Source organism: Micromonospora sp. NPDC049580, assembly GCF_040675595.1.
GTDB lineage: Bacteria > Actinomycetota > Actinomycetes > Mycobacteriales > Micromonosporaceae > Micromonospora.
The window spans coordinates 1-4,485 of the sequence record NZ_JBFAPG010000509.1; the positions used below are offsets into that span (position 1 = coordinate 1).

Genomic DNA, 4,485 nt, shown 5'->3' on the forward strand with positions numbered 1-4,485 from the left:
GCTCCGCGCGCTGCTGACCGCGCCGCGCGCGACCGAGCCCGACGACCGGCCCCGGTCCCGGCTGGCGACCCCGCAGCCGGTCGCGGCGGCGGAGTTGGCGGACGGGCTGGACGCGGTGCACCGGGTCGCCAACCAGCGCGGGCTGGTCGTGGTGGTCTCCGACTTCCTCGACGGCCTGCCCGACGACCCCGACGAGCCGCCGCCCTGGGAGCGGACCCTGCGTCGGCTGTCCGCCCGCCACCAGGTGCTGGCGATCGAGGTGACCGACCCGCGCGAACTGGAACTTCCCGACGTCGGCCTGATCACGCTGGTCGACCCGGAGACCGGCCGTCGCCGCGAGGTGTGCACATCGGACCGCCGCCTGCGGGAGCGCTACGCCGCGGCCGCCGCCGTCCAGCGTGACCAGGTCCGCCAGGCGTTGCGCCGGAGCGCGGCGACACACCTGGCGCTGCGCACCGATCGGGACTTCAGCGCCGACATCGTCCGACACGTGCACGCCCAGCGGCGGATGGCCGCGGCGCCGGCCGGAGCCGTCCGGGGAGGTGCCGCGTGACCTGGGAGTCCCCGTTGCGGCTCTGGCTGCTGATCGGCGTGCTCGCGCTGGTCGGCGCGTACCTGGTGATGCAGCGCAGACGCAGCCAATACGCCGTCCGCTTCACCAACCTGCGGCTGCTGGACCGGGTGGCACCCGTTCGTCCGGCCTGGCGCCGGCACGTTCCGGCCGGACTGTTCCTGGCCATGCTGGCGCTGCTCGTGGTCGGCTTCGCCCGGCCCACCGCCGAGGTCCGGGTCCCCCGGGAACGCGCCACCGTGATGGTGGCCGTCGACGTGTCCACCTCCATGCTGGCCACCGACGTGGAGCCGGACCGGCTGGCGGCGGCCAAGCAGGCGGCCCGACGTTTCGTCGAGGGTCTGCCCGACGAGTTCAACGTGGGGCTTGTCGCGTTCGCCGGCAGCGCCGCCGTCCTGGTGCCGCCCGGCACCGACCGGGACGCCCTGGACGAGGGCATCGGTCGCCTCGCCGAGGGGGTGACCGGGGTGCAGGGCACCGCGATCGGTGAGGCCATCAACACCTCGCTCGGCGCGGTCAAGAGCCTGGACAGCGAGGCCGCCAAGGAGCCACCGCCGGCCCGGATCATCCTGCTCTCCGACGGAGCCAACACGTCGGGGATGGACCCGATGGAGGCGGCGGCGGAGGCGGTCGCGGCGAAGGTGCCGGTGCACGCGATCTCCTTCGGCACACCGTCGGGATTCGTGGACCGGGGCGGACGGCCGATCCAGGTGCCGGTCGACGGGCAGACCCTCAAGGCAGTCGCCGACGAGACCGGCGGAATGTTCCACGAGGCCAGCACCGTCGACGAGTTGCGCGCCGTCTACGACGACATCGGCAGCTCGGTCGGCTACCGCACCGAACGTCAGGACGTCTCGGCCCGGTTCATCGGCCTCGGACTGGTGTTCGCGATGGGTGCCGCCGCTGGCTCGATGCGCTGGTTCTCCCGACTGCCCTGATCCACCGCGCCGACGTCGACCGTGAGGAGTACGCATGGCAGTGCAGACCGGACTGGGCGAACCGCGCGGTCCCTGGTTCATCTCGCCGGAGCTTGACCCGGACGGGCGCGGGTGGTGGGACGCGCCCGGCTCGGGGCGGGACCCCGGCGGGCGACGCCCCGGCCGGCTGCTCGCCGCGTTGGCGATCGTGGCGGTGTCGGCCGTCTCGGGCGCCCTGGCCGGCGGCGTGGTGGCCAGCCGGGACGGCGCGGGGCCGTCAGCGGCGTCCGCCGCACCGGTGCCGGCGGAGTTGGTCACCGCCGCCGAGCGGACCGTGCCCGGTGTGGTGTCGGTGCTCGCCGGCGGCGCGAACGGCGCGTCCGCGACCGGCTCCGGGTTCGCCATCGACGACCAGCAGCACCTGGTCACCAACGACCACATCCTGGCCAAGGCCGGTGGTGGGCCAGTCACGGTGGAGCTGCCCGACGGCCGCCGGTACGAGGCCGAGGTGATCGGCAGGGAGCCGCGCAGCGACCTGGCGGTGCTGAAGGTGCCACCGTCGGCAGGCCTCGCCCCGTTGCCGCTGGCCAAGCCGGGCGCCACCCGGGTCGGTGAGCCGGTGCTGGCGGTGGGCTCACCGCTGGGGCTGCCCGGGACGGTCACCGCGGGCATCGTCAGCGCGCTGGACCGCCAGGTGCGGTTGGGCAACAACCGGCACCGCGCGGTGCAGACCGACGCGTCGATCAACCCCGGCAACTCGGGCGGGCCGCTGGTCAACGCCCGAGGCGAGGTGGTCGGGGTGAACACCGCGATCGCCACCATCGACGGCAACGGGTCGATCGGCATCGGCTTCGCCATCCCGATCGATCAGGTGCAGCAGACCGCCGACACGATCATCGGCAAGGGCGGCTGAGCTGCCCGGACGGCCCGTCGGGTCGCCTCCATTGTCGGATATCCGGCCACACGTCATCGGGCCATGGAAATATGACGCTCGATATGGATACTGGCGGAGGTGGAGCGTCCTCTTCTCACGGTCCTCCTGCTGGTGGGCCTGGTCATCGGATGTGCGGTGGGGTCGGCGTACGCCCGGGCGCGACGCGGGTGGACCGATTACCAGACCGCGAAGAAATCGGTGCCCGGCGCTCGCCGCGGCGCGTGGGTGCTGATCCGCGGGGTCGCGCTGAAGGCCGCGGTGATCGGGTTGCTGCTGTTCGGCGCCGTGGCGTACGCCGCGGTCGGTTCGGACGACGAGACCGCCGGTCCGGCGCCGAGCCCGTCCACCACGCAGAGTGAGCCTCCGCGCCGGTGACCCGGGGCGGGCCGCGGCGGGCTAGCCTCGGGGCGTGGACGACGGACTGCGGGTGACCGATCGGTGGGTCGTCCCCGCCGGGGAGCTGCGGGAGCGCTTCTCCCGCTCGTCCGGCCCCGGCGGGCAGGGCGTGAACACCGCCGACTCCCGGGTCGAGCTGAGCTACGACCTGGCCAACTCTCCGGCCGTGCCCGAGTCGCTGCGGGCGCGGGCGCTGGCACGGCTCGCCAACCGACTGGTGGACGGTGTGTTGACGATCGCGGCCAGCGAGCACCGGGCGCAGCTTGCGAACCGGGAGGCGGCCCGCGAGCGGATGCTTGCGCTGTTGCGCGAGGCGGCCGCCCCGCCCCCGCCGCCGCGTCGGGCGACCAGGCCGTCCCGGGGCGCCAAGGAACGTCGGCTGGCCGAGAAGAAGCGCCAGTCGCAGCGCAAGCGCGACCGCCGCGTCGACGGCGAGTAGTCATCGTCACCGAGCCGTGTGAGTGACCCCTCTGACTGGCGAGTGACAGAATCTGGAATCTGTCAGCCGAAGTGTGTATGGTCGGCAGGTCACCCAGGAGAGGAAGACCTCATGGACACCCGCACCCTCGGCACCTCCGGCCCCACCGTCTCCGCGCTCGGGCTCGGCCTGATGGGCATGTCGGACCTCTACGGCCCCGCCGACGAGGCCGAGAGCATCGCCACCATCCACGCCGCACTGGACGCCGGCATCACCCTGCTCGACACGGGCGACTTCTACGGGATGGGCCACAACGAGATGCTGCTGCGGGAGGCGCTGCGCGGCCGCAACCGGGACAACGCGGTGATCAGCGTGAAGTTCGGCGCGCTGCGCGACGTCGACGGCGGTTGGAACGGCAACGACGTCCGACCCGTCGCGATCAAGAACTTCCTGGCGTACACGCTGCGCCGGCTCGGCACCGACCACGTCGACATCTACCGCCCCGCCCGGCTCGCCCCGGACGTGCCGGTGGAGGAGGTCGTGGGCACCCTGGCTGAGCTGGTCAAGGCGGGTCACGTCCGGCACATCGGCCTGTCCGAGGTGAGCGCCGAGACGCTGCGCCGGGCGCACGCCGTGCACCCCATCAGCGACCTCCAGATCGAGTACTCGCTGATCTCCCGCGCCCCCGAGGCCGAGATCCTGCCGACGGCGCGTGAGCTGGGCGTCGGGATCACCGCGTACGGGGTGCTCTCCCGAGGGCTGATCAGCGGCCACTGGACGGCGGGGCGGGAGACCGCCGGCACCGACTTCCGCAGCCACCTGCCGCGCTTCGCCGGCGCGAACCTGGACCGCAACCTCGCCCTCGTGGACGCGCTGCGCGGCATCGCCGAGGCGCGGGGCGTCACCGTGGCGCAGATCGCCATCGCCTGGGTGCTCGCCCGGGGCGAGACCGTCGTACCCCTGATCGGCGCCCGCCGCCGGGACCGGCTCGCCGAGGCCCTCGGCGCCGCCGCGGTCACGCTGACCGAGACGGACCTGGCCGCCATCGAGGCCGCCGTTCCCGCCGACGCGGTGGCCGGCAGCCGGTACGACGAGGCGCAGATGGCGTTCCTGGACAGCGAGCGGTCATGACGACCCGGTCGTGGCGCGACCGCCGGCCGGGGAGCGCGCCGAGGCGAAGGAGACCGCGGGCCGGCGGTACCAGCTCTGGCGACAGCAGCTCCGGGAACTCAACGTGCTGGACCACGCC

The 4,485-nt window shown here is 73.6% G+C and carries 5 protein-coding genes and 1 pseudogene; all 6 read left to right on the forward strand.

Translation table 11 applies throughout. The features are described from left to right. Positions 1 to 553, forward strand: a pseudogene (locus tag AB0J68_RS28015) (DUF58 domain-containing protein); the annotation flags it as partial. Beyond that, positions 550 to 1,509 carry a VWA domain-containing protein gene (locus AB0J68_RS28020; protein WP_354858724.1) on the forward strand — a complete coding sequence of 320 codons (960 nt, stop codon included), beginning with the start codon at positions 550 to 552 and terminating at the stop codon, positions 1,507 to 1,509. The pseudogene AB0J68_RS28015 and the gene AB0J68_RS28020, both read left to right, overlap by 4 nt. A 34-nt stretch (positions 1,510 to 1,543) precedes the next feature. After that, positions 1,544 to 2,401 (forward strand): trypsin-like peptidase domain-containing protein, encoded by an 858-nt coding sequence (locus AB0J68_RS28025; protein ID WP_354858726.1) that lies wholly within the window; start codon positions 1,544 to 1,546, stop codon positions 2,399 to 2,401. A gap of 99 nt (positions 2,402 to 2,500) precedes the next feature. After that, positions 2,501 to 2,797 (forward strand): hypothetical protein, encoded by a 297-nt coding sequence (locus AB0J68_RS28030; RefSeq protein WP_354858729.1) that lies wholly within the window; start codon positions 2,501 to 2,503, stop codon positions 2,795 to 2,797. Positions 2,798 to 2,831: 34 nt separating this feature from the next. Beyond that, the gene (arfB, locus tag AB0J68_RS28035) at positions 2,832 to 3,257 is read left to right on the forward strand and encodes an alternative ribosome rescue aminoacyl-tRNA hydrolase ArfB (RefSeq protein WP_354858732.1); all 426 of its coding nucleotides are present in this window, start codon (positions 2,832 to 2,834) and stop codon (positions 3,255 to 3,257) included. A 111-nt stretch (positions 3,258 to 3,368) separates the two neighbouring features. Continuing rightward, entirely contained in the window at positions 3,369 to 4,367 is a 999-nt protein-coding gene (locus tag AB0J68_RS28040; protein WP_363941374.1) for an aldo/keto reductase, read from the forward strand. The last annotated feature ends 118 nt before the right edge of the window (positions 4,368 to 4,485 follow it).